We start from the raw sequence: 21615 nt of genomic DNA, 5'->3' as shown, positions 1-21615 counted from the left end.
ACGCTTGCCACGCAATGAAAACATTCTCTCCGTACCGGCGAACGGCCTGGCATCGCGCGCCGGAGAGGGGCCGCGCGGCCGGCGCCAGACGGGCGTCAGAGAGATGAAGTTGCTCTGCAGGGCAACTATCAGATGGAAAACGTTGCCGGCTTGGCCACGTCTTTGAAAGCACAATCCCGCAGGTCCGGCGTAGCGTTGATGTTCCGCAGCGACAGCGCTGCGCCGGTATTCTCACGGAGCCCATCCATGTCTCACGCCAGACGCACGATCCTGACCGGCCTCTCTGCAGCCTTGTTGTTGTCGGCCGGCCTCGCCGCGCCCGCCTTAGCGCAGCAGTTGAAGGAGGTCCGCATCGGCTTCCAGAAGGCCGGCATCTTTCCGGTCGTCAAGCAGCGCGGGACGCTGGAGAACGCGCTGAAGTCGCGCGGCATCACCGTCAAGTGGGTCGAGTTCCAGTTCGGCCCGCCGATCCTGGAAGCCATCAACACCGGCAATGTCGATTTCGGCTACACCGGCGACGCACCGCCGATCTTCGCCCAGGCCGCGCGCGCCAATCTGCTGTATGTCGCGGCGGTGCCGTCTCCCGGCTACAATCAGGGCATCGTCGTGCCCGCGGATTCGTCGATCAGGACGCTCGCCGACCTCAAGGGCAAGAAGGTCGGATTCGCCAAGGGATCGAGCGCGCACAACACCACCGTCGCTGCACTCGAGAAGGCAGGGCTTGCCTACAGCGATATCACGCCGGTGACGCTCGGACCGGCGGATGCGGTTGCGGCCTTCGCAGGCGGCAATATCGACGCCTGGGCGATCTGGGATCCCTATCTGGCGCTCGCCGAAAACGGCAAGGTGCGCGTGCTGGCGTTCGTCAAGGACGTGCAGGAGAGCAACTCGTTCTTCCTCGCCAACAAGGACTTCACCACGGGCCATGCGGACATCGTGGCACTGTTGAACCAGACCTTCGCGGAAGAAGGAAAATGGGCCGTTGGTCATCGCGAGGAGGTCGCGGCCAGCCTGCGTGAAGCCACCGGCGTCGACAAGGAAGCGACGGCGCGCGCGGTGGGCCGCTCGGAATACGTGGTCACGCCGATCACCGACAAGATCATCGCCACCCAGCAGGAAACCGCCGATCGCTTCTTCAAGCTCGGCCTGATCCCCAAGGCGGTGAACGTGAAGGAGATCGTCTGGAAGTGGACGCCGGGGTCGTAAGATAGCGGGGGCAGGCGCATCGACGCCCTTGGCCTTAGCGTGTCGTCCCCGCGTCCGCGAGGACGACCGGGAGTTTGGTGAAGTCACGCCGCCAAACAGCCGATTAACGCTGCAAACCCGCCACTTTCGGTGGCTCTGTACCCCTCGACGCCTCCGCGGCGCATAAATCTCGTCTTTTGTGCGCTGCGGTTGAAATGGACGGCGAAATCAGTAGGTTGCGCCTCGCAGGGTCGGCGCCAGAGCCGTCCGATCCCGATCTTCCCATTCGCGCAGAAACAGCATCTCATGAACGCCCTTGTGCCGCAGCCCTTCGGAGCGCCCGTGCCGTCCATCGATCCGCAGGCGCGCGCCATCATCTCCTTCGATGGCGTGAGCAAGATATTTCCGGCGCGCAGCGGCTCCGCCGAGGTGCGGGCGGTCGACAATATCGACCTCAAGGTACCCGAAGGCGCCATCGTCGGCGTGATCGGCCGTAGCGGCGCTGGCAAGTCGACGCTGATCCGGCTGATCAACGGCCTCGAACTGCCGACCTCGGGCAAGGTCAACGTGGACGGTCTCGACATCGGCTCGCTCGACGAACGCGCCTTGCGCCAGGCGCGGCGGTCGATTGGCATGATCTTCCAGCATTTCAACCTGCTGTCGTCGCGCACCGCCTTCGATAATATCGCGCTGCCGCTGGAAATCGCGGGTGTGGCGCGGCGCGACATTGCCGGCATCGTCAATCCGCTGCTCGACATGGTAGGCCTTGCCGACAAGCGCGACCGTTATCCGGCCGAACTGTCCGGCGGCCAGAAGCAGCGCGTCGGCATTGCGCGCGCGCTGGCGACCAAGCCGAAGGTGCTGCTTTCGGACGAGGCGACTTCGGCGCTCGATCCGGAAACCACCGGTCAGATCCTGGCGCTGCTGAAGCAGATCAACGCCGAGCTCAACCTCACCATCCTGTTCATCACGCATGAGATGTCGGTGGTGAAGAAGCTTGCCGACCGCGTTGCAGTGATGGAAGGCGGCCGCATCGTCGAGCAAGGCTCGACCTATGAGATTTTCGCCAATCCGCATCATGAGACGACGAAGCGCTTCGTCGGCGAAGTCACCGGCGGCAATGTCCCGGACTGGCTGAGCGCGAAGCTGCAGCCCGATTATCAGCCCGGCCGCAGCGCCGTGATCCGCATCGCCTTCACTGGAGCGGATGCCGACGAGCCGGTGCTGTCGCGCCTCACGCGCGCCTACAATGTCGATTTCAACATCATGCATGGCCAGATCGAATACGTCGCCGATCACCCGTTCGGCACGCTGATCGCATCGGTCGCAGCCGGGCCGGAGCTGCTGGCGAAGCTGATTCATGAGCTGACCAGCACCCGCAACAACGTGGAGCACCTCGGCTATGTCGCCTGAACTTTTGCAGCTGATCGCCTGGTCGACGCTGGATACGCTGACGATGGTGGCGCTGGCCGGCTCGTTCGGCACGCTGGTCGGCCTGCCGCTGGGCGTGTTTCTCGCCACCAGCCGCGCCAATGAGTTGTTTCCGGCCCCGAACGTCAACCGCATCCTCGGCCTCCTGGTCAATGCGACGCGCTCGACGCCGTTCATCATTCTCGTCGTCGCCATCGTGCCACTGACGCGGCTGATCGCCGGCACCTCGATCGGCACCAGCGCCGCCGTGGTGCCGCTGACCATCGCGGCAATTCCGTTCATCGCCCGCGTCGTCGAAGGTGCGATCCGCGAAGTCGATCAGGGGCTGGTGGAAGCCGCCCGCGCGTTTGGCGCCAGCCCGCTGCAGATCGTGCAGAAGGTGCTGCTGCCGGAAGCGCTGCCGGCGGTGACGCTGGCGCTGACGCTGGCGATCGTCAGCCTGATCGGTTATTCGGCCATGGTCGGCGCGGTCGGCGGTGGCGGGCTCGGCGATCTCGGCATCCGCTACGGCTACCAGCGCTTCATGCCGGAAGTCATGGCCACCGTGGTCGTCGTGCTGATCGTCCTGGTGCAGGGCGTGCAGACCATCGGCGACAAGCTCTCGCGTCGCCTCGACAAGCGCAATCGCCATTCGTGAGCGGATCTCGCTCGCGCTGTTAAAACCTACTCACTGCAGGAACTGAACATGTCGCTACGCTCGCTCGCTCTTTCCGCCGTCGCCGCTGTGGCGCTGACCGGCTTCGCGCCTTTTGAGAAGGTTTCGGCCGAAACCATCAAGGTCGGCGTCACCCCCGGTCCGCATGCGCAGGTGATGGAGGCCGTCAAGGCGATCGCCGCGAAGAAGGGCCTCGATATCCAGATCCTCGAATTCTCCGACTATGTGGTGCCGAATGCGGCGCTGGAAGCCGGCGACCTGCAGGCCAATTCCTTCCAGCACCAGCCCTATCTCGACAACCAGATCGCCGACCGCAAGTACAAGATCGTCTCCGTCGGCTCCACCGTGAACTTCCCGATGGGCATCTATTCGAAGAAGGTGAAAAGCTGGGATGAGGTCAAGGTCGGCGCGACGCTGGCGATCCCCAATGACCCGACCAATGGTGGCCGCGTGCTGCTGCTGCTGCGCGACAAGGGCGTGATCAAGCTGAAGGACGGCGTGGGCTTCAAGCCGACCCTGCTCGATATCACCGAGAACCCCAAGAAGCTGAAGGTGATCGAGATCGACGCGGCACAGACCCCGCGCACACTCGACGACGTCGATGTTGCCGGCGTTAACACCAACTACGCCACCCAGTCCGGCCTCGATCCGGTCAAGGATGCGCTGCTGCGTGAAGACCCCAAGGGGCCGTATGCCAACGTCATCGCGGTGCGCATCGCCGACAAGGACAAGCCGTGGGTGAAGACGCTGGTCGAGAGCTACCAGTCGCCTGAGATCAAGGAATTCATCGCGACGAAGTTCAAGGGCGCAGTGCTGGCGACCTGGTAGTTCGGATACATCCATAGAACATCCAGAGCATCGTCATGGCCGGGCTTGTCCCGGCCACCCACGTTTGTATGCGCTGAAAGCCGTGGATGCCCGGTGCAAGGCCGGGCATGACGGCCTGAGCGTTGTTTGGCCAGTTTATCTGAGTTGAAAAAGTGGGACCGCCGACGCGGGTAAAAACGACGGTCCCTTGCCGTGCACTTGAAATCCCGGGCGGGAAAGCGACTTCCATGCCCGTTTTGCATCGACAGGTTGACGCTATCGCACCAGCGTTGCGCTGCAACGCTAACCTTTCGTTAACCTAACCTATCAACCCTACCAGCGCCGCTTTTCCGGCACTTGGCGCGCCGACGTAGCATATTTTACTGTGCGGTCTGCGCGATGGCGTCGATCGCCTCGGCGTTGGCGCAATAGGTGCGATAGTTCTGCGCGGCGGTCTGGGCGTGGAGATCGGCGTTGCAGGTCTGTTTGTGCGCGCAGCCGCCGCAACTGGTCTGCATGTCGTGCAGCTCGCGCGGCTTGATGCTGGCGATGGCGGCGTCACTGAAGCCGAGCGCTTTCATCATCAGCGGTAGTTCGTCGGCGGCCGGCGGGCTTTGCTGGGCCAGATGGTCGAGATAGCCCGGCGCGAGGCCGAGTTCATGCGCCATGCGGCGGAATTCACCGGCGTCGAGTTCATTGAGTTCCGCCATGGTGCGGCGGTGCTGAACCCAGGCGTGGATACGTTCGATCACAGCGCTGGCGATAGAGGGGTGGGTTGAGGCTGTCACGGCGATCTCCGCTGCTGATGTGGCTGCGCCGATGTTCGCCCTACGACGGCTCCCTCGCATTGCGTTGGATCAAATGACTGGCGCAGTTTGTTAGCGTTACCCGGAAAAGCCCGCGGTGCAGCCGCGTCCGGCCACTGGAAAAGCGACGGAACCCGCCTAGATTACAGAGGTTGTCATTTCAGACGCCGGCAAGCCGGCCTCAGGAGGCGTCCATGACCTCGCGAAACGTGGCGGTGATTGGTGTAGTTGCGGCGCTGCTGGCATCCGGCGGCGCGTGGGCGCAGGCCTATCAGCCCGGTGAGGTCTTCAGGCTCGATCTCAATCACGCCGTGCTTTCGCCGCGCCCGATCGGGCCGCCGGCGCAGTTCGAGCTGGTGCCGGTGCAGGCCAGGGAAGAAGTGAAGGCCGAGAAGCCGCAGCCCGCCGCCCGGGCTGCGCGCGCCACGAAGGCCCCGCGGGTCGCTGTCGCCAAACCGCGGGCAGTTGTGCGCAGCAAGGTCGCCCACAAGCGCAACAATCCGCTCGACGCCAACGCGGCCGATACAAGCGTGCAGGTCTGGCCGTGCCGCTCCGGCGGTATCTGTGGCTGGAAGAAGTAGTCACTTTTCCCAGCCTCTCCCCGCCTGACGAAGCTTCGCTTCGCACGGCGGGGAGAGGGAGGAACGCTCAGCGTTCGGCGAATTACGCTTCGATCTTCTCGACGCCGCACCATTCGGCGATGAACAGCGCTAGCGCTGTCGTCGTCTTCTTCAGCGACGGCAAATTGACGCCCTCGTCAAAACCGTGGACGCCGCGGGAGATGCAGCCGTAGTTCAGCGTCGGCACATTGTCGAACAGCGCGTAGACGCGGCTGTCGAGATAGGCCAGCGAGATTTCCGGCTTCGGCTTCTGGCCGAACACCGTTTCATGCGCCGCGGCCAAAGTGGCCTCGGCGTCGGAGCCCGGCTCGAGCTTGTAACCTTCAGCCTGGAAACCGTTGAAGGTGATGGTCGGCGGGATGTTCGACAGGAACGCGTCCCCGCGCGTGAAGGCGGCGACGCAGTCGACGATCTCCTTCTTCGCCGCTTCAGCGGTCTTGCCGGGCAGGATCGAGATTCGGCAATCGACCTTGCACCAGGCCGGGACCGAAGACGCCCAGTCGCCGCCGGCGATCTTGCCGATGTTCAGATTGACCGGCTTCTCGATGTTCTTGAAGTGCTCGAACTGGTCCTTGGTCGCGTTCCATTTGGCTTCCAGCGTGCGCAGCTCGCCGATCACGCGGTAGGCCGCGTCGATCGCATTGGCGCCGGTGCCCATCCGCTGCACGTGCACCGGCACGCCGCGGACTTCGAGCTGGAACCAGATCACACCGATATTGGCGCGCGTGATCGTTTCGTGCGACGGCTCCGAAATCACCACCGCATCGGCCTTGTAGCCGCGCAGATGCGTCATCAGCGCGCCGTCGCCGGTCGACTCTTCTTCGACGACGGACTGCAGATACACCGTCGCCGCCGGCTGCAGGCCGAGGCTTTTCAGCGCGTCGAGCGCAAAAATGTTGGAGGCGCAGCCGGCTTTCATGTCGCCGGCGCCGCGGCCCTGCATCCAGTCGCCCTGAATCACCGGATCGTAGGGCGCGGTGGCCCACATGTCGTGCGGGCCTTCCGGCACCACATCGACATGGCCCTGCATGATCAGCGAGCGGCCCTTCTCGTCGCGCGGATAATGGGTGCCGACAACGATCGGCGCCGTCGAGTGCAGATCGTCCCAGGCGCCGGCGCCGGGATGCGCCGCGAGCGCCGCGCGGTCCATCTCGAAACGCTCCATCTTGTAGCCGCGCTCTTTCATGGCGCGGAACATGAAGTCCTGCATGGTGTGTTCGTTGCCGCGCGTGGAGACGTGGCGCACCATCGCTTGCGTGAACTTGACCTGGGCGTCGAAGCCCTTGTCGACCGCGGCGATGATATCGTCGCGGAGTTTCGGATCGAGAGTCATGGGAAGTTACCTCTGGTCGTTTATCTCTGCTTCAATAAATCGAAATCTTTAGCCGCGACGCTCGATCACCTCTCCCCGTTGGGGAGAGGTCGACCGGCGAAGCCGGGCGGGTGAGGGGCCTATCGATAGGCCAGTATCCCCTCACCCCAGCCCTCTCCCCCGTGCGAAGCGAAGCTTCGCTAGAGGCGAGAGGGCGCGCACCGCGGCGCGTCACTTCAGCGAGCAATAGGCGACTGAAATCGGATCAGGCGGACATCGCGATTTCGAGCTTGTCGAGACCCTCGTCGATGATGGCGTCCTCGGCGGTGAGCGGCACCAGGATGCGGATGGTGTTGAAGGAGGTGCCGCAGGACAACAGGATCAGGCCTTCGTCGGTGGCGCGCTGCGTCACCTTCTTGGTCATCTCGGCATCCGGCACTTCGCCACCGCGCTCCTTGACGATGTCGAACGCGATCATCGCGCCGACGGCACGGACCGCGGCCATCGGCAGCAGGTCGTTGCGTTGCTGCATCTTCTTCAGACGGGCGACGATGCGCTCGCCGATCACGTTGGCGCGGTCGACAAGCTTGTCCTTCTCGAACACGTCGAGCACGGCGTTGGCTGCTGCCACCGCCAGCGGGTTGCCGGCGTAGGTGCCGCCGAGGCCGCCCGGATCGGCGGCATCCATGATGGCCGCCTTGCCGATCACGCCGGACAGCGGGAAGCCGCCGGCCAGGCTCTTGGCGACGCAGATCAGGTCGGGCTTGACGTCATAGTGCTCCATCGCAAACATCTTGCCGGTGCGGCCATAGCCGGTCTGCACTTCGTCGGCGATCAGCACGATGCCGTTTTCGTCGCAGATCTTGCGCAGTGCGCGCATCAGTTCCGGCGGCGCCTGGTGGAAGCCGCCTTCGCCCTGCACCGGCTCGATGATGATCGCGGCGACGCGCGCCGGATCGATGTCGGCCTTGAACATGAAGCCGAGATACTTCAGCGACTCCTCGACGGTGACGTCGAGCTGCGGGGCGGGGAAGGGGACGTGCCAGACTTCCGGGAGCGCGGCGCCAAAGCCCTTCTTGTAGGGAAACACCTTGCCGGTCATCGTCATGGTCAAAGCGGTACGGCCATGGAAGCCGCCGGTGAAGGCGATCACGCCGGCGCGGCCGGTCGCGGCGCGGGCCATCTTGATGGCGTTCTCGGTGGCTTCGGCGCCAGTGGTGAAGAACGCGGTCTTCACCGCGCCGTCGATCGGGGCGAGCTTGTTGAGGCGCTCGGCCAGCGTGACGTAGGGCTCATACAGCAGCACCTGGAAGCAGGTGTGGGTGAAGCGCTCCATCTGCTCGCGCACCGCCGCCATGACGTGCGGGTTGCAGTGGCCGGTGTTGAGCACGGCGATACCGCCGGCGAAGTCGACGTAGCGCTTGCCCTCGACGTCCCAGACTTCGGAATTCAGCGCGCGCTGTGCCGAGATCGGCGTGGAGTGGCCGATGCCCCGCGGGATGGCGGCTTCACGGCGGGCAAAGATTTCTGCATTGGTCGACATGGTATTCCTTAGTGCTTCCAGAGGTGGTGTGGAGTGGATCAGCGCGCGGCTTCAAAGCCTTTGAGCGTTGCGGTGAGGTTGGCGCCGAGGATGTCGGACAAATAGCCGCCTTCCTGGACGATGACGGTGGGCAGGCCGAGCTGCGCCAGCGCGGCCCCGATGCGCTCGAAGCCCGCGGTGGTGACCTTGAGGGCGGCGAGCGGATCGTGTTCGGAGGCGTCGAGCCCGAGCGCCACGACGAGCGCGGTCGGCGCGAACGACTGGATGGTCTTCGCCGCGACCTTGATCGCGTCGATGAAACCGTCGTCGCCGGTGCCCAGCGCCAGCGGAATGTTGAGGTTGGCGCCGAGCCCGTCGCCTTCGCCGCGCTCGTGGGCGAAGCCCCAGAAGAACGGGTAGTAGGCGGTCGGATCGGCGTGGATCGATACCGTCAGCACGTCGCCGCGCGCGTAGAAGATGCCCTGCGTGCCGTTGCCGTGATGCACATCGACATCGAGGATGGCGACGCGCTGGTGCTTCTGGCGCAGATGGGCTGCCGCAATCGCCGAATTGTTCATGAAGCAGAAGCCGGAGGCCATATCGCGATAGGCGTGGTGGCCGGGCGGGCGGCACAGCGCATAAACGGCGTCCTCGCCGTCCAGCACCATCTGGGCGGCGGTGGTGGCGGTGTCGGTAGCGGCGCAGGCGCCTTCCCAGGTGCCCGGTCCGATCGGCGCTGCGGTATCGACGGTGTGCCAGCCGAGCTTGCCGGTGATGTGCGTTGGGTAGGTCGCCGCGTTACGCACCGGATGGATGTTGGCGATCATCTCGGGGCCATAGTCCGGCAGCTTCGTCCATTCGCTCCAGGCGTCTTCAAGGAAGCGCAGATACTCCGGCGAATGCACGCGGGCGCGCGGGCCCTGGCCGAATTCGGTCGGCTTGATCAGCGTGTGGTGGCCGTCCTTCAGGCCCTTGAGCAGGCGGTCGGCGCGCTCCGGCTGTTCGGTGGTGCGCTTGACCTGGCCGCGGACCAGAAAGAATTGCGGATCGTGGCTGCAATGTTTTTCGCTGAAGACGGCTTTCACGCGGACGCTCCGTTCGGGGATGTGGGGATTTCGCGGACCAGCTTGGCGACTTCGCGCCAGGCGGCGCCAATATGATAGTCGATTCGTGCGGCGATGACGTCCGGATCTCCCTGTTGCAGCGCTTCGAGCACAGCTTCATGGGTCTGGGCGATGCGGCGCGGGTCTTCATAGAGCCGGCCGATCAGGCCAATCACCATGCGCAGTTCGGAAGCCAGATCGTCGAACAGCCGCAACAGCCGCGTGCTACCGGCGATCTCGCAGATCATGCGGTGAAACTTGTAGTCTTCCTCGACCTGCTGCGCGGGGTCGTCGAGATCGGCCGCCTCATAGAGCACGTCGATCTGCCGGCGCAGCGCATCGCGGTTCGCGGGTGTGAGGTTCTTCGACGCCAGCACGGCGGCGTGGCTCTCGACGCAGATCCGCAGGTCGTAGATTTCGTCGATGTCGCGCGCTTCGAGCTTGCGGACGAAAAAGCCGCGCCGCGGATACGATACCAGAAGTCCCTGTTGCTCCAGGAGACGCGCGGCCTCGCGCACCGGCGCGCGACTGATGCCGAGTTCGCGCGCAATGCTGGCCTCGACCACCTTGGCGCCTGGTTGCAATTGTCCGCGAATGATCGCCTGGGTGAGAATCCGCGCGACCTGACCGACGAGATCGGTTTCCGCGAGGGCCGTCAGCCCGACTGGTGGCGTAATCAGACGCATGAAGAAACCCGTTTCAGCCGCTGTACAAGATTTAAGCGTCAACTGTCGACAGTTTAATCTTGCGGGCAGCCATGCGTTTGTGTTTTCTGCAAACTCCATAAAAATCAGGATTTGAGACTGTGAATATCCATACAAGCATTACGCCGACCGACGATGCCACGATGCAGACCCGCATCGATCTCGCGGCGGCCTACCGACTGATTCACCGCCTCGGTCTCGATGACAGCATCTACACGCACATTTCGGTGCGGCTGCCCGGCAGCCATGATCGCTTCCTGATCAATCCCTACGGCATGCGCTTTGAAGAAGTCACGGCGTCGAACCTCGTCACGGTCGATATCAACGGCGAGGTGATCGACGATCCGCTCGGCCTTGGCATCAATCCCGCCGGCTTCACTATCCACAGCGCCGTTCACGCCGCGCGCCACGACGCGCTGTGTGTGCTGCATACCCACACCGTCGCCGGTGTTGCCGTTGCCTGCCAGAAGGGTGGCCTGCTGCCGCTCAATCAGTGGTCGATGCAGTTCACCGGCAAGATCGCCTATCACGATTTCGAAGGTATCGCGCTCGACCTGTCGGAAAGGGAGCGTCTGGTCGCCGATCTCGGCGAAAAGTTCGTGCTGATCCTGCGCAACCACGGCCTCTTGACCTGCGGTCGTTCGGTCGGCGAAGCTTTCAAGCTGATGCACAACATGGAGCGTTCCTGCCGTGCGCAGCTCGCGCTGCAGGCGTCGGGCGCCGAAATCGAAATGCCGTCGCAGGCGATCGCCTTGCACACTGCCAGCCAGTATGCGCGCGGTTACGAGAAGATCGAAGTCGAACGGCGTCCGGACAGCGAGTGGGCAGCGTTCAAGCGCATGCTCGATCGCACGGATCCCGAATACAAGAGCTGAGGTTTAGTTACGCATCCGGGGACACTGCGCCGATAGGCGCTTAAGGGGAAGATCATGCTGAAGCATTTCTTGGTTGGCCTTGCTTTGACGACAAGTCTTTGTACCGCGGCGTTGGCTCAGGAGCCCAAGACAGGCGGTGTCATCAACGCCGTGATCCAGCCGGAACCCCCGGGCCTCATGCTGGCCCTTGTGCAGAACGGCCCGACACAAATGGTGTCGGGAAATATCTATGAAGGCCTGCTGCGTTACTCGAAGAAGCTGGAGCCGCAGCCGGGTCTGGCGGAAAGCTGGACCGTCAGCCCCGACGCCAAGACCTATACGTTCAAGCTTAAGTCCGGCGTGACCTGGCATGACGGCAAGCCGTTTACCTCGGCGGACGTCCTGTTCTCGATCGAGACGCTGAAGGTCACCCACGCCCGCGCGCGCAACAACCTCGCGCAGCTCGAAAAGGTCGAAGCGCCCGACGATCTTACCGTCGTGTTCACGCTGAAGCAGCCGTTCGGCCCGTTCCTCGGCATCTTCGAGGTCGGCTCGATGCCGATGATCCCGAAGCACATCTATGAAGGCACCGACGTCAAGACCAACGTCGCCAACAATGCGCCGATCGGCACCGGCCCCTTCATGTTCAAGGAATGGAAGAAGGGTTCCTACATCCAGCTGGTGAAGAACCCGAACTATCACATCAAGGGCAAGCCCTATATCGACGGCATCTACTGGCAGATCATCCCCGACGCCGCGGCGCGTTCGGTGGCCTACGAGACCGGCAAGGTCGATGTTCTGCCCGGCGGTTCGATCGAGAACTTCGACGTGCCGCGCGTCAGCAAGCTGCCCAACACCTGCGTCACCGGCGACGGATGGGAGTTCTTCTCGCCGATGGCCTGGATGTGGCTGAACAACCGCAACCCTGTGCTTGCCAACAAGAAGGTGCGTCAGGCGATCATGTACGCCGTGGACCGCGAATTCGCCAAGGACGTGATCTGGAACGGTCTCGGCAAGGTGGCTACCGGCCCGTCGTCGTCGGCCATCAAGTTCTACACCGACGACGTGCCGAAGTACCCGTTTGATCCGGCCAAGGCCAAGGCGCTGCTGAAGGAAGCCGGCTACAAGGGCGAGAAGATCCGCCTGATGCCGCTGCCTTACGGCGAGACCTGGTCGCGCTGGGGTGAAGCTGTGAAGCAGAACCTCGTCGACGTCGGCATGAATATCGAGACCATCGCCACCGACGTGCCCGGCTCGAACCAGAAGAACAGCGAATGGGATTACGACATCTCGTTCACCTATCTGTATCAGTACGGCGATCCGGCTCTCGGCGTCGGTCGCAACTACGTAACGAGCGCCATCCAGAAGGGCCAGCTGTTCAATAACCTTGAGGGATATTCCAATCCCGAGATCGACAAGCTGTTCGAGGACGGCGCGGTCGCAACGCCGGATTCGAAGCGCAAGGAAATCTACGACAAGATGCAGAAGATCCTGGTCGAGGACGTGCCGGTGGCATGGATGCTCGAATTGCAGTTCCCGACCATCACCAACTGCAAGATCAAGAACCTGATCACGACCGGCATCGGCGTCAACGACGGCTTCCGCGACGTCTGGATCGACAAGTAAGCTTTCAGCCCAAACCCGTGACGATCCCTGCGATCGTCACGGGTTTATCTTTTTTGACACTCTGAACTGAAACGATGGACCTCTGATGCTGTCATTCGTTGCCCAGAGGATCGTGAAGGGCGTTGTCGTCCTGCTCGCGATTATCGTGATGAACTTCTTTCTGATCCGGCTTGCGCCCGGCGATCCCGCCGCGGTGATGGCCGGTGAAGCCGGCGCCTCCGACCCGCTCTTCGTGGCGCAATTGCGCGAGAAGTTCTCCCTCGACAAGCCTTTGCCCGAACAGCTGCTGACCTATGTGAAGGGCGTAGCTACCCTCGATCTCGGCTTCTCGTTCCGCCAGCAGATGCCGGTGTCCAAGCTGATCGGGGAGCGGCTGCCGGCGACGCTGCTGCTGACGCTGTCGGCGTTTGGCATATCGCTGCTGCTGGGCATTACCTTCGGCACGCTGGCGGCGAGATTTGCGGGGACATGGGCGGATACCGCCATCACGGTTTCGGCGCTGCTGTTCTACGCGACGCCGATCTTCTGGGTCGCCTTGATGGCGATCCTGCTGTTCTCGGTCTATCTCGGCTGGCTTCCCAGCTTCGGTTACGAGACCATCGGCGCCGATTACACCGGCTTTGCGCATGTTCGGGATGTCGCCGCGCATCTGGTGATGCCGGCGATGACCATCGGCCTGTTCTTCATGGCGACCTATACGCGCATGACGCGGGCCTCGATGCTCGAGGTCAAGCGGCTGGATTTCGTCAAGACGGCGCGCGCCAAGGGGCTGCGGGACAACATCATCCAGCGCCGTCATGTGCTGCGCAACGCGCTGCTGCCGGTGGTCACGCTGGCCGGCGTCCATTCCGGCACGCTGGTCGGCGGCGCCGTGCTCACCGAGACGGTGTTTGCGTGGCCCGGCATCGGCCGTCTGCTCTACGAGGCGCTGCTGCAGCGTGACTACAACCTGATGCTCGGCGTGTTCGTGGTCTGCTCGGCGATGGTTCTGATCTTCAATCTTGCGACCGATCTGGTCTACCGGCTGGTCGATCCGCGCATCGAGTTTGCATCATGAAGAATTTCTGGAAAGCCATGCTGCGCAATCCCGGCGGGCTGATCGGGCTGGCCATCGTTTCGGTAGCGATCTTCATCGCGTTGTTCGGGCAGATGATCTTCCCGACCTCGCCGTGGCGGATGGTGCAGCGGCCGTTTCTGCCGCCGTTCAGCAATCCGATGGTGACGCTCGGCACCGATGCGCTCGGCCGCGACGTGTTCGCCGGCCTGATCTACGGCGCGCGTGTCTCGCTGCTGGTCGGTCTGGTCTCGACCACCGTGGCGCTGACCATCGGTGTGCCGCTCGGCGCCGCCGCCGGCTATTTCGGCGGCAAGATCGACGACGCCCTGATGCGCTTCACCGAGTTCTTCCAGACCATTCCGAGCTTTGCCCTGGCCATCGTGCTGGTGGCGATCCTGCAGCCCTCGATCTATTCGATCGTCGGCGCCATCGCTATCGTCAGCTGGCCGCCGGTGGCGCGTCTGGTGCGCGGTGAGGTGCTGTCGCTGCGCACCCGCGAATATGTTCAGGCCGCGATCGTTACCGGCCAGAGCAATTCATGGATCATCTGGCGCGAGATTTTGCCGAACGCGTTGTCGCCGGTGATCGTGCTGGCTTCCTTGATGGTCGCCAACGCGATCCTGCTGGAATCCTCGCTGTCGTTTCTGGGCCTTGGCGATCCCAACCTGATGTCGTGGGGCTACATGGTCGGCGCTGGCCGCACGGTGATCCGTCAGGCGTGGTGGATCACGGTATTCCCGGGCATCGCCATCCTGATCTCGGTGCTCGGCATGAATCTGGTGGGCGAAGGCCTCAACGACGCGCTCAACCCGCGCCTTGCCAAGGACGGACGCTGAAATGACCGCTCCTGCAATCGTTGCTCCCGCCGTTGCCATCAAGAACCTCCGCATCGCGCTGCCCAAGGGCGCGGAACGTCCCTACGCCGTTGACGGCATCTCGCTCGATCTGGTGCCCGGCGAGATCGTCTGCGTGGTCGGTGAATCCGGCTCCGGCAAATCGATGTGCGCGCATGCGCTGATGGGCCTGCTGCCCGATACGGTTTCGACCGAGACCGGCGAAATTTCGTTTGACGGCGGCGATCTTCTGAAACTCGATGAAGACGGCTGGCGCGCCGTCCGCGGCCGCCGCATCGCGATGGTGTTTCAGGAGCCGATGACGGCGCTCAATCCGCTGATGCGGATCGGCGACCAGATGATGGAGATGTTCGAGGCCCACGACCTGCTGACGCCGAAGGAGCGCCGCGCCAAGGCGCTGGGGCTGGCGCGCGAGGTCGGGTTACCGGATCCCGAGCGCATCGTTCGTGCCTATCCGCACCAGTTGTCCGGCGGCCAGCGCCAGCGCGCGATGATCGCGATGGCTTTGGCGCTGGAGCCGGCCGTGCTGGTGGCCGACGAGCCGACCACCGCGCTCGACGTCACCACCCAGGCGCAGATCCTCAAGCTGATCCGCGATCTGCAACGCCGCCGCAACATGGCGGTGATGTTCATCACCCATGATTTCGGCGTCGTCTCCGACATCGCCGATCGCGTCGTCGTGTTGCGCTACGGCAAGGTGGTCGAGGAAGGCTCCGCCGCCGAAGTGCTGACCCGTCCGCAGCACGATTACACCAAGGCCTTGCTGGCCGCGGTGCCGTCGATGCATCCCCCGGTGCGCGCGCCGCTCGAAGGCCGCGCCAAGGCGGTCGAGGTGGTGGGGCTCGACAAGACCTATGTCACGTCCGGCGGCTGGTTCCAGCCGGACCGCAAGGTTCGCGCCGCCAACGAAGTCAGCTTCGACATCCACCAGGGCGAGACGCTCGGCCTGGTCGGCGAGTCCGGTTCCGGAAAGTCCTCGGTTGCGCGGCTGGTGATGCAGCTGATCAAGCCGGATCGCGGCTCGGTGCGGCTCGGCGAATCCGATCTGACCCAGTTGCAGGGCAGGGCCCTGCGCGCCGAGCGCCACCGCATTCAGATGATCTTCCAGGATCCGTTCGCCTCGTTGAACCCGCGCCGCAAGGTTGGCAACATCATCAGCGACGGTCCGATCGCGCATGGCGCCGATCCAAAGGTGGCGATGCAGCGCGCCCGTGACCTGCTCGGCATGGTCGGCCTTGATGTCGGCGCGATGGAGCGCTATCCGCACGAATTCTCTGGCGGCCAGCGCCAGCGCATCGGCATTGCGCGCGCGCTCGCGCTCGATCCGGAAATCATCGTCGCCGACGAGGCTGTCTCCGCGCTCGACGTCTCCGTGCAGGCCCAGGTTCTGGCGCTGCTGGAAGACCTCAAGGCGCGGCTGGGTCTGTCGATGTTGTTCATCACCCACGATCTTCGCGTCGCCGCGCAGATTTGTGACCGAATTGCGGTAATGCAACGTGGCGTTATTGTCGAACTGAAGCCGACGGCGGAGTTATTCGCCAATCCTGAACACCCCTATACGCGCGAGTTGCTGGCCGCTGTGCCCGGCCAGGGCTCGCCCTCGAAAGCTGCCTGATCTATGCATTGCGTACTACTGAGCAGGAACGTGAACCTGCGCAAACACCTTGCCTCCGAAATCACGCGCCTTGATGGCCGCATCACTTTCGTCGATCACCTTGCCGGCAACGCCGAAGATGTCACCATGGCCGTGGCCTGGTATCCGCCCGATGACGCGTTCGACCACTATCCGAACCTCAAGGCGGTATGTTCGATCGCCGCCGGCGCCGACAGCATCGTGATGAATCCGAGCCTGCGCGACGGCATCGACGTGGTCCGCGTCGTCGAGCCGGCGCAGGCCGAGATGATGTCGGGCTTCGTGATCTGGCATGTGATCTGGCATCAGCGCCGCTTTGCGACCTATCTGGCGAACCAGCGCGACAGGCTGTGGAAGCGCCTCGGCCCCCGTGCCGCCAGCGAAGTGCCGGTCGGCATTCTCGGCTATGGCGCGATCGGCGCCCGCGTCGCGGCGGATATTGCGCGTCTGGGCTTTCCAGTGAAGGTGTGGAGCCGCAGTGCGAAGCCCACGCCGGACGGCATCGCCGGCTTTCATGGCGCCGATGGCCTGACGGCAATGCTCGCGGAGAGCGAGGTGTTGATCAACCTGCTGCCGCTGACGTCGGAGACCCGCGACATTCTCAGCAGCGACCTGTTCAACCGGATGCCGCGCGGCGGCTATCTGATCCAGGTCGGTCGCGGTGAACATCTGGTGGAGGCTGACCTTCTCGCCGCGCTCGACAGCGGCCAGCTGTCCGGCGCATCGCTCGACGTGTTCGTCGGCGAGCCCTTGAAGCCGGAGCACCCGTTCTGGAACCATCCCGGCATCATGCTGACCCCGCACGACGCCTGCGACGTGACGCGGCCGGCGGTCGGAAAGACCATCCTGGCCACCGCCGAGGCAGTAGAGGCGGGCGTGCGTCCGAAGGATTCGGTCGACCTCGGTCGAGGATACTAGGCGCAAGCTGACTTCTCTCCGCCAGGCGAAGCCTTGCTTTGTCCGGGCGGAGAGGGAAGCGGCTAGGGGCGCGCCAACCAGAAGCCGCCGGCCACCAGCAGAACGGCGATGCCGACAATGATGCCCATCACGGCTCCGGTGATGGCGAGCAGCCCGTGGGCCTCGAGCCAGCCGCGTAACGCTTTCTCCATGTGGCAAAATCTCCCGACGAATTGAATTTTGTTGTGGCTGCTGCCAGCGTATCAAGCAGCGGCCCCGCCGTCTTGCGCTGTTTGCGCCATCAGGAGATCTTCATGGAAAGTCTGAACACCCGGGGCATCGCCCTGCCGCGTCTTGGCCTCGGCACCTATCGCCTGCAGGGCGACGGCTGCCGCACGGCGGTCGAAAGCGCGATCGGCCTCGGCTATCGCCACATCGACACTGCCGAGATGTACGGCAACGAGGCCGAAGTGGGCGACGCCATCAAGGCCGCGGGCATCAAGCGCGCCGATCTGCACGTCACCACCAAGGTCTGGAACGAGAATCTCGCGCCCGACGCGATCCGCCGCTCGTTCGATACGAGTCTGGCCAAGCTGAAACTGGATTTCGTCGATCTTTATCTGGTGCACTGGCCGAAGGCGGGCATGGACCTGCCGTCAATCTTCGAGACGCTGATGAAGTTGAAGGACGACGGCCGCGTCCGCGCCATCGGTGTCGCCAATTTCACGGTGGCGCTGCTTAAGACCGTGGTCGAGGAGATCGGTGCGCCGGTCGCCTGCGATCAGGTCGAATATCATGTCCTGCTCGATCAGACGCCGCTGCGGAAGTATCTCTCGGCGAAATCGATTCCGCTGGTGGCCTATTGCCCGCTGGCGCAGGGCAAGGTCGCTGACAACACGGTGCTGCAGGGCATCGGCGCGAAACACAATGCCAGTGCGGCGCAGGTCGCGCTGAAGTGGTTGCTCGATCAGGACGGCGTTTGCGCGATTCCGAAGGCTGCGCGCGCGCAGAGCCAGCAGGCCAATCTCGACGCGCTGAAACTGACGCTCGACGATGCCGACCGCGCAGCGATTGCGGCGTTGCCGAAGAACCAGCGCCTCGTCAGCCCTGCGTTTGCGCCCGATTGGGATTGAGGCGCAAGGCCTGTCAGACCTGACGCGAAAAGGAAATGGCCCCGTGAGGGGCCATTCCAGCAGCGTCAGCCTGCATCAATCATGGTGATGATGACCGCCACGCTTGATGATCATAACCTTGCGGTCATGATGACGGAAGCCGCGGTCGTGATGGCGGTAGCCGTGGTCGTGGCCCCGCATTTCGGCGCGCGCGCCGCGGTCGCCGTGCTTGACGATGATGGTTTCAGCGCTGGCGATCGAGGGAACGGCAATGCCGGCGGCGACGATCGCTGCAACCACAAGTCCAAACTTCTTCATGATGCTATCCTCCATGTGAGTGGAGAATGAACTGCAACCCCGCCGCTACGTTCCGCCCCGGCTAGTATAATTTTCTGAATGGTTGTTCAGCTGCAGCTGTATTCTGTAGCATCGCGAGGGATCACTCGTGATGACGGGCACGGGCTGGAGCGCCGTTCTAGTCGTGCCTGTGCGGCTTCTTCTTCGCGTCGCTTTTTCCCGCCGTCGGCATCATCACCACCCGGCCGTATTTCACGCCGCGCTCGGCAATGATGTGGTCGGCGAAGTGCTGCACTTCCTTGCCGGGTCCGCGTAGCGCCGTGACTTCCATGCAGTTGTCGTCATCGAGATGGACGTGCAGCGTGGCCAGCGAGAGGTCGTGGTGGTGGTGATAGGTGTCGACCAGCCTGCGTGACAGGTCGCGGGCGGCGTGGTCGTAAACATAGACCAGCGCGGCGACGCATTCGCTGGCCTTGTCCTGGCCCGAAAATCCGCCTTTGTCTGTGGCCGCCTGTTGCATCCCTGCGCGGGCGAAATCGCGGATCGCTTCGGAGCGGTTTTGATAGCCGTGCGCGGCAATCATGGTGTCCAGTTCTTCCATCAAATCGTCGTCGAGCGTGATCGTGATGCGCTGCATGAATTCCTCAAGGGCTTGGCTGCTCAAGAACTGGCCACTCCAGAACTGGCCCCTCAAAAGTATGACGAATGTTTGACATCGTCATACTCGCTATGTCAGTTTCGCGGTGTTGAAACCAGTATAGCCTGCCCGACATCACGATGTATCGATCCGTTATTATCGCAGCCGGGCTCACGCTGGCGTTCGCGCTCGCCGCCGCGCCGCAGGCCTTCGCGCAGCGGATCGCGACCGCGTTGCCGCCGGTCGAGATCATCGCGCCGCTGCTGCGCGATCCCGCGCCCCGGCCGCGCGCCGAACGGACAACAAGCCGCAAGCCTGATCCGAAGCAAGATCGGAAGCAAGCAAGGCGGCCCGTTGTGGTGGTGCAGACGACGGCGCCTGCGCCGGTCGCTTCCGCCGGCGAAAAGAACGTTGGCGGCGCCGAGGTCAATGCGCGGCCGTTTTCGCGACCCGCCGAAGCGCTGGAAGTGGTGCCCGGCCTGATCGTCACGCAGCACTCCGGCGACGGCAAGGCCAACCAGTATTTTCTGCGCGGCGTGAATCTGGATCACGGCACCGATCTCGCCATCTCCATCGACGGCATGCCGGTCAACATGCGCACCCACGGCCACGGCCAGGGCTATGCCGACCTCAATTTCCTGATCCCGGAATTGATCGGCGAGGTCAACATCCGCAAGGGACCGTATTTCGCCGATGAGGGCGACTTCTCCTCGGTGGGCGCGGTGCATGTCGGCCTGCTCGACAGCGTCGCCAGGACGGTGGCGTCGATTACCGCGGGCAGCTTCGGCTATCGCCGCGGCTTCGGCGTTACGTCGGCAAAGCTCGGCGAGGGCACGCTGCTGGTGGCCGGCGAAGCGCAGACCTACAATGGCCCGTGGGACAATCCCGACGCGTTGCGCAAGCTGAACGGCGTAATGCGCTACAGCCAGGGCACTGCGAGTGACGGCTTCACGCTGACCGCGATGGCCTATGCCAACAAATGGAATTCCACCGATCAGGTGCCGTCGCGCGCTATCGCCTCCGGCCAGATCGGCCGCTTTGGCGCGCTCGATGCGAGCGACGGCGGCAACGCCAATCGCTTCTCGCTGTCCGGGCGATGGGCGCGCAGCGACGACGCCGGTTCCTCGAAGGCGAATTTCTACCTCATCAAGAGCTCGCTCAACCTCTGGAACAATTTTACCTATTATCTCGGCAATCCCGTCGATGGCGATCAATTCCACCAGCATGACGACCGCGTGCTCGGTGGCTTCAGCGCGTCGCATACTTTCAACAGCCAGTTTGCAGGCCTGCCGATGCAGACCGAAATCGGCGTGCAGAGCCGCTACGACAACATTCAGGTCGATCTGAACAACAGCGTGCGGCGGCAGTATCTCTCGCCGATCCGCTCTGATGCGGTGAAGGAGGGCAGCGTCGGCGTCTTCGTGCAGAACACGCTGTACTGGACCGACTGGATGCGCTCGACCGCGGGCTGGCGCGGCGACTATTACGATACGTCGGTCAATTCGTTGTTCACCCCGGCCAATTCCGGCAATGCCAATGCGTTCATCGGCAGCCCCAAGGTTGGGCTGGTATTCGGACCGTTCGCAAAGACCGAATTGTTCCTCAATGCCGGTGAGGGCTTCCACAGCAACGACGCGCGCGGCGTCACCATCACGGAATCGCCGATCGATGGCTCGACGGTGGCGCGCTCGCCGTTCCTGGTGAAGACGAAGGGCGCGGAAGTCGGCCTGCGCAGCACGCTCATCCCCGGCCTGACCAGTTCGGTCGCCTTGTTCATGCTCGATTCCGCTTCCGAAATCCTGTTCGTCGGCGACGCCGGTGATACCGAGGCCAGCCGCCCCAGCCGACGCGTCGGCGTCGAATGGACCAACGACTATCGGCCACTGCCGTGGCTGACGCTGGAGGGCGATATCGCCGTCACCCGCGCGCGCTTCCGCGGCGACAATGCCGGTCAGGCCGCGGCCTATGACGAACTCGCGGGGTTCCCGCAATCGCAGATCGGCAGTGCACCGGGCAATCTGATCCCCGGGGCGCCGAACATGGTCGCCACCTCCGGCATAAGGCTGGGAGAAGCCACCGGCTGGTTTGGCGCGCTCCGCTATCGCTATTTCGGCCCGCGGCCGCTCACCGAGGACGGCGCCTTCACCTCGCCCAACACCGGTTTGCTGAACGGCCAGGTGGGCTACCGCTTCGTCAATGGCTGGCGCATTCAGCTTGACGGCTTCAACCTGCTGGATAGCCAATCCGATCAGATCACCTACGCTTACGGCTCATTGCTGAAGACCGACTCGCTCTACGCCATGTGCTTCCCGGCCTCCGGCGCGCCAACCGCGCCCGCTGCGGTGTGCCAGACCGGCGTGATGGACCGCGTGCTGCACCCCGTCGAGCCGCTGGCGCTGCGCCTGACGGTGGCCGGCGCGTTCTGACCTCGTGCGGGCCTTGCCGCAGCGCAGCTTGCACCTGCCGCGCGGCCGGATCATCCTCTGCCTAACCAGAAAACGCC

General features: G+C 63.7%; 21 protein-coding genes. 13 read left to right on the top strand and 8 right to left on the bottom strand.

What is annotated here, in order from left to right:
* Window positions 1-246 precede the first annotated feature (246 nt).
* From JWQ24_RS18770 to JWQ24_RS18755, 4 genes are all read left to right on the top strand, one after another.
* On the top strand, window positions 247-1206 hold the full coding sequence (locus tag JWQ24_RS18770) for a sulfonate ABC transporter substrate-binding protein (RefSeq protein ID WP_299811354.1): 960 nt from the start codon (window positions 247-249) through the stop codon (window positions 1204-1206).
* A gap of 285 nt (window positions 1207-1491) precedes the next feature.
* Complete coding sequence (locus JWQ24_RS18765) at window positions 1492-2598, top strand: methionine ABC transporter ATP-binding protein (RefSeq protein ID WP_299811351.1); 1107 nt, start codon at window positions 1492-1494, stop codon at window positions 2596-2598.
* Window positions 2588-3253, top strand: a complete 666-nt coding sequence (locus JWQ24_RS18760; RefSeq protein WP_299811348.1) for a methionine ABC transporter permease — start codon at window positions 2588-2590, stop codon at window positions 3251-3253. The genes JWQ24_RS18765 and JWQ24_RS18760 overlap by 11 nt, the downstream gene beginning before the upstream one ends.
* 48 nt (window positions 3254-3301) lie before the next feature.
* A complete protein-coding gene (locus JWQ24_RS18755; protein ID WP_299811345.1) occupies window positions 3302-4099 on the top strand; it encodes a MetQ/NlpA family ABC transporter substrate-binding protein in 798 nt (265 codons plus the stop codon).
* A gap of 359 nt (window positions 4100-4458) precedes the next feature.
* Here the strand turns inward: JWQ24_RS18755 and JWQ24_RS18750 are convergent, their stop codons facing one another.
* A complete protein-coding gene (locus tag JWQ24_RS18750) occupies window positions 4459-4866 on the bottom strand; it encodes a DUF6455 family protein (RefSeq protein WP_299811342.1) in 408 nt (135 codons plus the stop codon).
* 212 nt (window positions 4867-5078) lie between these two features.
* Here JWQ24_RS18750 and JWQ24_RS18745 point away from each other — a divergent pair, with 212 nt between their 5' ends.
* On the top strand, window positions 5079-5465 hold the full coding sequence (locus JWQ24_RS18745) for a hypothetical protein (protein WP_299811340.1): 387 nt from the start codon (window positions 5079-5081) through the stop codon (window positions 5463-5465).
* Between the two features lie 82 nt (window positions 5466-5547).
* Here JWQ24_RS18745 and JWQ24_RS18740 read toward each other — a convergent pair whose 3' ends face one another.
* The 4 genes from JWQ24_RS18740 to JWQ24_RS18725 all read right to left on the bottom strand — a co-directional run bounded on the left by JWQ24_RS18740 (window position 5548) and on the right by JWQ24_RS18725 (window position 10127).
* Complete coding sequence (locus JWQ24_RS18740) at window positions 5548-6837, bottom strand: ArgE/DapE family deacylase (RefSeq protein WP_299811337.1); 1290 nt, start codon at window positions 6835-6837, stop codon at window positions 5548-5550.
* Between the two features lie 244 nt (window positions 6838-7081).
* A complete protein-coding gene (gabT, locus tag JWQ24_RS18735) occupies window positions 7082-8359 on the bottom strand; it encodes a 4-aminobutyrate--2-oxoglutarate transaminase (protein WP_299811334.1) in 1278 nt (425 codons plus the stop codon).
* Window positions 8360-8397: 38 nt separating this feature from the next.
* Window positions 8398-9423, bottom strand: a complete 1026-nt coding sequence (locus tag JWQ24_RS18730; protein ID WP_299811331.1) for a histone deacetylase family protein — start codon at window positions 9421-9423, stop codon at window positions 8398-8400.
* Entirely contained in the window at window positions 9420-10127 is a 708-nt protein-coding gene (locus tag JWQ24_RS18725; RefSeq protein WP_299811328.1) for a GntR family transcriptional regulator, read from the bottom strand. Before JWQ24_RS18725 ends, JWQ24_RS18730 begins: the two co-directional genes overlap by 4 nt.
* A 119-nt stretch (window positions 10128-10246) precedes the next feature.
* Here JWQ24_RS18725 and JWQ24_RS18720 point away from each other — a divergent pair, with 119 nt between their 5' ends.
* From JWQ24_RS18720 to JWQ24_RS18695, 6 genes are all read left to right on the top strand, one after another.
* Window positions 10247-11020 carry a class II aldolase/adducin family protein gene (locus tag JWQ24_RS18720; RefSeq protein WP_299811325.1) on the top strand — a complete coding sequence of 258 codons (774 nt, stop codon included), beginning with the start codon at window positions 10247-10249 and terminating at the stop codon, window positions 11018-11020.
* Between the two features lie 54 nt (window positions 11021-11074).
* Window positions 11075-12625 carry an ABC transporter substrate-binding protein gene (locus JWQ24_RS18715; RefSeq protein WP_299811323.1) on the top strand — a complete coding sequence of 517 codons (1551 nt, stop codon included), beginning with the start codon at window positions 11075-11077 and terminating at the stop codon, window positions 12623-12625.
* 85 nt (window positions 12626-12710) lie between these two features.
* Window positions 12711-13682, top strand: coding sequence for an ABC transporter permease (locus JWQ24_RS18710; RefSeq protein WP_299811320.1), 972 nt, complete (start codon window positions 12711-12713; stop codon window positions 13680-13682).
* On the top strand, window positions 13679-14518 hold the full coding sequence (locus JWQ24_RS18705; RefSeq protein WP_299811317.1) for an ABC transporter permease: 840 nt from the start codon (window positions 13679-13681) through the stop codon (window positions 14516-14518). Before JWQ24_RS18710 ends, JWQ24_RS18705 begins: the two co-directional genes overlap by 4 nt.
* 1 nt (window position 14519) lies before the next feature.
* Window positions 14520-16151, top strand: a complete 1632-nt coding sequence (locus JWQ24_RS18700) for an ABC transporter ATP-binding protein (protein ID WP_299811315.1) — start codon at window positions 14520-14522, stop codon at window positions 16149-16151.
* A 30-nt stretch (window positions 16152-16181) separates the two neighbouring features.
* Complete coding sequence (locus JWQ24_RS18695; protein WP_299811312.1) at window positions 16182-17087, top strand: glyoxylate/hydroxypyruvate reductase A; 906 nt, start codon at window positions 16182-16184, stop codon at window positions 17085-17087.
* A gap of 62 nt (window positions 17088-17149) precedes the next feature.
* Here the strand turns inward: JWQ24_RS18695 and JWQ24_RS18690 are convergent, their stop codons facing one another.
* Window positions 17150-17278 (bottom strand): hypothetical protein, encoded by a 129-nt coding sequence (locus tag JWQ24_RS18690; RefSeq protein ID WP_299811310.1) that lies wholly within the window; start codon window positions 17276-17278, stop codon window positions 17150-17152.
* A 102-nt stretch (window positions 17279-17380) separates the two neighbouring features.
* On the opposite strand from JWQ24_RS18690, the gene JWQ24_RS18685 reads away from it, so the two are divergent.
* On the top strand, window positions 17381-18199 hold the full coding sequence (locus JWQ24_RS18685) for an aldo/keto reductase (RefSeq protein WP_299811308.1): 819 nt from the start codon (window positions 17381-17383) through the stop codon (window positions 18197-18199).
* A gap of 75 nt (window positions 18200-18274) precedes the next feature.
* Here JWQ24_RS18685 and JWQ24_RS18680 read toward each other — a convergent pair whose 3' ends face one another.
* Window positions 18275-18496 carry a hypothetical protein gene (locus tag JWQ24_RS18680; protein ID WP_299811305.1) on the bottom strand — a complete coding sequence of 74 codons (222 nt, stop codon included), beginning with the start codon at window positions 18494-18496 and terminating at the stop codon, window positions 18275-18277.
* 157 nt (window positions 18497-18653) lie between these two features.
* Entirely contained in the window at window positions 18654-19112 is a 459-nt protein-coding gene (nikR, locus tag JWQ24_RS18675; RefSeq protein WP_299811372.1) for a nickel-responsive transcriptional regulator NikR, read from the bottom strand.
* Between the two features lie 140 nt (window positions 19113-19252).
* Here nikR and JWQ24_RS18670 point away from each other — a divergent pair, with 140 nt between their 5' ends.
* Window positions 19253-21538, top strand: coding sequence for a TonB-dependent receptor (locus JWQ24_RS18670; protein WP_299811302.1), 2286 nt, complete (start codon window positions 19253-19255; stop codon window positions 21536-21538).
* The last annotated feature ends 77 nt before the right edge of the window (window positions 21539-21615 follow it).

The sequence above is a fragment of the Tardiphaga sp. genome (genome assembly GCF_028290495.1).
Lineage (GTDB): Bacteria > Pseudomonadota > Alphaproteobacteria > Rhizobiales > Xanthobacteraceae > Tardiphaga.
This window is presented reverse-complemented; position numbering and strand designations above follow the sequence as displayed.

Excerpts from the sequence above, each read along its gene's own strand:
- JWQ24_RS18770 (WP_299811354.1), top strand. The coding sequence starts at position 247 with ATGTCTCACGCCAGACGCACGATCCTGACCGGCCTCTCTGCAGCCTTG.
- JWQ24_RS18705 (WP_299811317.1), top strand. The coding sequence starts at position 13,679 with ATGAAGAATTTCTGGAAAGCCATGCTGCGCAATCCCGGCGGGCTGATC.
- JWQ24_RS18700 (WP_299811315.1), top strand. The coding sequence starts at position 14,520 with ATGACCGCTCCTGCAATCGTTGCTCCCGCCGTTGCCATCAAGAACCTC.
- JWQ24_RS18745 (WP_299811340.1), top strand. The coding sequence starts at position 5,079 with ATGACCTCGCGAAACGTGGCGGTGATTGGTGTAGTTGCGGCGCTGCTG.
- JWQ24_RS18725 (WP_299811328.1), bottom strand. The coding sequence starts at position 10,127 with ATGCGTCTGATTACGCCACCAGTCGGGCTGACGGCCCTCGCGGAAACC.
- JWQ24_RS18680 (WP_299811305.1), bottom strand. The coding sequence starts at position 18,496 with ATGAAGAAGTTTGGACTTGTGGTTGCAGCGATCGTCGCCGCCGGCATT.
- JWQ24_RS18710 (WP_299811320.1), top strand. The coding sequence starts at position 12,711 with ATGCTGTCATTCGTTGCCCAGAGGATCGTGAAGGGCGTTGTCGTCCTG.
- JWQ24_RS18755 (WP_299811345.1), top strand. The coding sequence starts at position 3,302 with ATGTCGCTACGCTCGCTCGCTCTTTCCGCCGTCGCCGCTGTGGCGCTG.
- JWQ24_RS18715 (WP_299811323.1), top strand. The coding sequence starts at position 11,075 with ATGCTGAAGCATTTCTTGGTTGGCCTTGCTTTGACGACAAGTCTTTGT.
- JWQ24_RS18685 (WP_299811308.1), top strand. The coding sequence starts at position 17,381 with ATGGAAAGTCTGAACACCCGGGGCATCGCCCTGCCGCGTCTTGGCCTC.
- JWQ24_RS18690 (WP_299811310.1), bottom strand. The coding sequence starts at position 17,278 with ATGGAGAAAGCGTTACGCGGCTGGCTCGAGGCCCACGGGCTGCTCGCC.
- nikR (WP_299811372.1), bottom strand. The coding sequence starts at position 19,112 with ATGCAGCGCATCACGATCACGCTCGACGACGATTTGATGGAAGAACTG.
- JWQ24_RS18740 (WP_299811337.1), bottom strand. The coding sequence starts at position 6,837 with ATGACTCTCGATCCGAAACTCCGCGACGATATCATCGCCGCGGTCGAC.
- JWQ24_RS18760 (WP_299811348.1), top strand. The coding sequence starts at position 2,588 with ATGTCGCCTGAACTTTTGCAGCTGATCGCCTGGTCGACGCTGGATACG.
- JWQ24_RS18670 (WP_299811302.1), top strand. The coding sequence starts at position 19,253 with ATGTATCGATCCGTTATTATCGCAGCCGGGCTCACGCTGGCGTTCGCG.
- gabT (WP_299811334.1), bottom strand. The coding sequence starts at position 8,359 with ATGTCGACCAATGCAGAAATCTTTGCCCGCCGTGAAGCCGCCATCCCG.
- JWQ24_RS18765 (WP_299811351.1), top strand. The coding sequence starts at position 1,492 with ATGAACGCCCTTGTGCCGCAGCCCTTCGGAGCGCCCGTGCCGTCCATC.